The sequence below is a fragment of the Trebonia sp. genome (assembly GCF_030042015.1).
Taxonomy (GTDB): Bacteria; Actinomycetota; Actinomycetes; order Streptosporangiales; family Streptosporangiaceae; genus Trebonia.
Genome location: NZ_JASIAL010000204.1, coordinates 1 through 4,188, shown reverse-complemented (window position 1 = coordinate 4,188; position 4,188 = coordinate 1). Strand labels below are relative to the sequence as shown.

Genomic DNA, 4,188 nt, shown 5'->3' with positions numbered 1-4,188 from the left:
CGGCGCGGTCCCCGGCGCGGTCCCCGGCGCGGTCCCCACCGCCGTCCCCACCGCCGTCCCCGGCGCGGCCGCCATCCGGCCCCGGCTCCGCGCGGTGCTCGCGGCCGGCGCGCTCGTGGCCGTCCTGGCGGTCGGCTGGGTGACCGACTACAGGTACCTGACCCAGCGCACCACGAACGGCTGGTGGGGGCCCGTGGCGGCGTCGTGGCTGGACAGCTGCGCGCACAGCCGGACCGGCACGATTTCCATCCGCGCGTGGGGCAAGCCGGCCTGGGTGACGGTGTCCTGCTCGAACATCCGCCGCTGACCCGGCCAGCGGGATCCCCGGTCACGGCGCCGGGGGCCTTTTTCGCCGGCTTTCTCCCGCTGGCCCGGGCGTCGCTAAGATCCTGCCATGCAAGCACCGCGGCGGCACCGTCCGCTCGCCGAGCAGTATGAGCAGTGGATGGCCCACCTGCGCCGCCAGGTCGTGAGCCGCCGGACGATCTTCAAGGGCCCGGTCGGGTCCGCCGCGGGAACCCTGCTGCTCGGACCGGGAAAGTGGTCAGGCCAGGCCGTCGCGGCCGCCGCGGCCAGCATGGGGACGATCGCGGACGGCTTCCTCGTCAACGGCCGCCACCTCGCGTTCGGGAACGACCCGGGCACGCAGATGTGGGTCGGCGGCCAGCTGTTCAACCTGCGGCAGTACAACGCCCTCCCGCCGCGGTCGGTCCGGGTCTGGCTCGAGTACGGCACCGACCGCTCCTACGGGCACACCGCCGAGGCGGAGATCCGGGAGCTGCTGACCCATGTCCCGGTGTGGGACGGCGAGCCGGGGGTGCTGCGCGCCTCCCGCACGCTGAACGCCGACCAGTTCTTCGTGCACGCGCACCTGTCCGGCCTGACCCCAGGCACCGAATACCACTACCGCTTCCGGTACGCCACCCGCCGCGAGAGCGGCGCCACCGCCGACGCCACGTTCCTGACCGCCCCGGGCGAGGTGACCGAGCCGTTCACGTTCACCGCCTTCGCCGACGAGGGCATTCCCGGCCCGTCGCTCGACCGGGACCCCTCGCTGCTGCCCGAGTCCGTGTGGGGCATGTGGAACAACGGCTCGTTCGAGTCCACCGACCCGGACGACCCGACGAACACCAAGGTCAACACCACCAACTCGGTAATCAGGCAGATCACCCGAGTCCGCAACCTGACCAACGGCACCCCGTCCCGGTTCAACCTGCAGGCGGGGGACCTGTGCTACGCGCAGGCCAAGGGGGACATCCAGTTCATCATCAACCCCGACGGCCCCAACGGGCACCAGCCGTCCTCAGGCAACACGCCGGAACCGCCGGAGCACAGCCTGGGCTGGGGATACTACGACCCGTGGATCTGGACGAGCTGGTTCCCGATGATCGAGCCGAGCGCCGCCACGATCCCGTGGATGTTCGCCACCGGCAACCACGAGGCCGAGCTGTTCTCCGCGCAGGTCGCGGCAGGCAAGGCGACCGTCGGCGCCTACGGGCCGCTTGGCTACGGGGGGGTCGTGAAGCGGCTGGACCTGCCGACGACAGGGCCGTCCGGGTGCCCGTCCGTGTACAGCTTCAGCTACGGCAACGTCGGGATCGTCAGCCTGGACGCCAACGAGCTGTGCTGGGAGTTCCAGGGCCTGACCGGCTACAGCGACGGCGCCCAGGCCCGCTGGCTTGAGGACCGGCTGGCGGCGTGGCGAAGCGACCCGCGGATCGACTTCATCGTCGCGTTCTTCCACGAGTGCGCGTTCTCCACCTGCAACGGCCACAGCTCAGACGGCGGCGTCCGCTCGGCGCTCGCGCCGCTGTTCTCCCGCTACCAGGTCGACCTGGTGGTGCAGGGCCACAACCACGTGTATGAGCGGACCAACCCGCTCAGCTATGACCCGGCCACCAACAGCGCGCGCTCGGGCAAGCAGGCGGTCGCCCGCTCACCGCAGGAGCCCGCCGAGGTCGAGCCCGCCAGGGACGGCACGACCTACGTGGTGGCGGGGACCGCGGGCACGCCCCGCTACGGCTGGACCGGCGTCAACCAGACGGACCGCAACTTCGCGGCGGGCACGGGCAGCGGCACGACGGTCGTCGGGGACGCCGCGACCAAGACCGGGCCGTGGGTCACCGAGCGCGACTTCAGCAAGACCTACGAGACCGTCGACTGGTCGCAGGCCCGGTATGACGACTACGGCTTCGTCGCGCTCGACGTGACCCCGGCGGCGCGCGGGCAGCGCACCACGATGACGCTCCGTTTCATCGACGAACAGGGCAGGGAACTGGACCGGGTGGTCTTCTCCCGCATCGCGGGCGAGGTCCTGACCAGGCTCGCCCCCGGCTAGCGCGGCTCGCCCCGGGTAGCGCGCGGCTCGCCCCGGCTGGCTCCCTGGCTGGCCGCGGTCAGCCCTCCGCGTCTCCCGCCGGCGGCATGACGAGGCAGCTGCTCGTGGCCGTGGCGACGACCTTGCCGGCCGCGTCGAGTATCTCCGCGCGGGAGAAGGCGACTCGCCTGCCCGGCTTGACGACCGTGCCGACCGCGCGCAAGGACCCGCTGTCCCTGGTGACCGGCCGGGTATAGCTGACGTTCAGGTCGATCGAGGTGTACCCGACGCCCGCCGGGAGCGTCGTGTGCACGGCGCACGCCGCCGCCGTGTCGGCCAGCGTGCAGACAAGCCCGCCGTGCACCACGCCGATCGGGTTGTAGACCGACTCGTCCGGCGTTCCCTCGAAGACCACGCGGCCCGGCTCGATCTCGACCGGGCGGAAGCCGAGCAGCGACGCGATCGGCGGGGGCGGCAGCTTGCCGTCCATGATGGCCCGCAGGAACTCCAGGCCAGGCAGGCGGCGCGCGGCCGCCGCGGTGATCATCGGGTCGTACCACTCGACGATCTTGGCCGCCGGCGTTCCCCAGTCCTGTACGCCAGCCGCGACGGCTGCCTGTTCCGCATCTGTCATGACGCTCTCCTCGACGGCTCGCTGACCGGTCCTGCCCCCGCATCCGGGGTGGATTTGATTATACAACCCACTTGAGCGGGGGGACGTTCGTCCCTGATTGCCGGCCGGCCCGGCCGGGCATGATGCTGCTGTTCCTGACCCCGGCTGAGGAGGTGCGCGGAGATGAAGAAGTGGTTTGTGCTGGCGTCTGCGGGAGCGGTCACAGCCGCGTGTGTGGCGGTGCTGGCGGGCAAGGACGACATCCGCCGGTTCCTGAAGATGCGGAACATGTGAGGGCGCGCCTGATTGGCCGGCCCAGCCGGCCCAGCCGGCCTAAGCCGGCATAGGTCAGGCCGCGGCGCCAGGTGCGGTCACTTCTTACGGCCGACAGCGCAGTAGGAGAAGACCGCGTCGGAGGAGGGGAGAGAGCCGGGGTCTGGCCGCCACTGCGGGACCGGCACCAAGCCGGGCGGCACGAGATCCAGGCCGTCGAAAAACCGGGCGAGCTGGTCCGGGCCGCGCAGGTGGTAGGGGTCGGCGCCGCTCTCGTTATACTGCCGCTGCGCGGCAAGCAGTCCCTCGCTGGTGTTCGACCCGTGAGCGATGACCAGGTAACTGCCGGATGCCGCGGCAGCCATCAGCCGCCGGATGAGCGAGGCCACTTCCTCGTCGTCGGAGAAATGTCCCAGGATCCCCAGCAGCATCACCGCTACCGGCCGCGTGAAGTCCAGCGTCCTGGCGGCCGCTGCCAGGATCGTGTCGGGATCCCTGAAGTCAGCCTCGATGTAGTCGGTCGCGCCCTGCGGGCCGCTCGTCAGCAGCACACTCGCGTGGATGAGAACCATTGGGTCGTTGTCGACGTAGACGATGCGGCTCTCCGGAGCCACCCGCTGGGCCACCTCATGGGTGTTGTCCGCCGTGGGCAGTCCGGTACCGATGTCCAGGAACTGACGGATGCCTACCTCACCGGCCAGGTAGCTGACCGCGCGCCGCAGGAATTGCCTGTCGGTGCGCGCCAAGTCGACGATCGCTGGGTAAACCTGGCGCAGCTGCTCACCGACCTCGCGGTCGGCCGCGAAGTTATCCTTGCCGCCCAGCCAGTAGTTCCAGATCCGGGCCGAGTGCGGGACGGTCGTGTCCAGCTTCGCGACTGACGGGCCCCTGTCTGGCCCGGTCTCTGCGGCCATCCGGCCTGCACCTCCCGCACGGCGCGATCGTCCCTGAAAACGCCATGATAACGTGATCAGCGTCGGCGAGT

4 protein-coding genes are annotated in these 4,188 nt (G+C 70.7%); 2 read left to right on the top strand and 2 right to left on the bottom strand.

What is annotated here, in order from left to right; genetic code table 11:
* A partial coding sequence (locus Q1N79_RS10580; protein WP_300607591.1) for a hypothetical protein occupies positions 1 to 307 on the top strand: 307 nt, incomplete at its 5' end.
* A gap of 87 nt (positions 308 to 394) precedes the next feature.
* A complete protein-coding gene (locus Q1N79_RS10575; protein ID WP_300607587.1) occupies positions 395 to 2,338 on the top strand; it encodes a metallophosphoesterase family protein in 1,944 nt (647 codons plus the stop codon).
* A 58-nt stretch (positions 2,339 to 2,396) separates the two neighbouring features.
* On the opposite strand, the gene Q1N79_RS10570 is transcribed toward Q1N79_RS10575, so the two are convergent.
* Both Q1N79_RS10570 and Q1N79_RS10565 read right to left on the bottom strand, forming a co-directional pair.
* Entirely contained in the window at positions 2,397 to 2,951 is a 555-nt protein-coding gene (locus Q1N79_RS10570; protein ID WP_300607585.1) for a PaaI family thioesterase, read from the bottom strand.
* A gap of 350 nt (positions 2,952 to 3,301) precedes the next feature.
* Complete coding sequence (locus tag Q1N79_RS10565) at positions 3,302 to 4,117, bottom strand: SAM-dependent methyltransferase (RefSeq protein ID WP_300607582.1); 816 nt, start codon at positions 4,115 to 4,117, stop codon at positions 3,302 to 3,304.
* Between the last annotated feature and the right edge of the window lie 71 nt (positions 4,118 to 4,188).